This is a genomic window from Aerococcus sp. L_32, from assembly GCF_050689315.1.
Map to the genome: position 1 here is coordinate 1 of NZ_JBOEQF010000775.1, position 854 is coordinate 854.

1 protein-coding gene is annotated in these 854 nt (G+C 34.9%); it reads right to left on the minus strand.

Annotation, left to right across the window (positions count from 1 at the left end):
* Positions 1-184: 184 nt before the first annotated feature.
* Positions 185-854: alpha/beta hydrolase (locus tag ACRCJ0_RS16365; protein WP_431391220.1), on the minus strand; the 670-nt coding region annotated here is incomplete at its 5' end.

Consider the following 854-nt stretch of genomic DNA (forward strand, 5'->3'; position numbering starts at 1 on the left):
GGAAGAAATTGCGCACATGATTACCAAAGCGAAACTATTGTCGCCATATGAACTGTTAATGTAAAAAAATATACAGGATAAAGGATTGATCGTCGTTTTTAATGGCTATCTATCCTTTTTCGATGATATAAAAAAAAAGCCAGTAAACCATGGTGAACATGATTACTGACTTTATGTCATTTTTCTAACACGTATGTTTTCTGAAGAAACCAATTTGATCTAGGTTACACTCTTTTGCAATACGGGATTTTTGATCAATGTGAAATACATGGTTTAGTTCAGAACCATCAGTGTTTCTATAGATTTTAAAGTAGACTTCATTCCCTTTAGAAATTAAAAATTGGCCAAATTGGATAGCAGCTTCTTTTAGGAAATCATGGCTTGATGTCATGACAAAAGCAGGTGGAAAGTTGGTAGTGATGTATTGTTCAACGGGTAACTGAGCTTTTAGTTGATTAGTCATTTTTCCATCAAGGTAATAAGGAAAATCATCAGGGGAACCGATATTATTGCCGATGTAATAGGCACCACAATTTAAACCAACAGCGTTAAATTGGATATTAGGTACTTGAAAGTCAAATAAATTTTGATAATTAGGATTTGAAGCAATTGTAGCGTACTGTTGAGTGAGTTGACCACCTGCAGAATCGCCCAATAAAAATAAATTATCTAAATCGATGTAGTATTCTTCGCTATTTGCAGTCATCCATTGTAGCACTTGGTTGATATCTTCTAGTGGTGCTGGGTAAATATGGTTTGGTGCGAGACGGTAATTGAAATTAATTACCGTAAAGCCTTGCGTAGCTAAAAACATGGTATAGAACCGGTAAAGTTCCTTATCGCCGTAAAAGAAC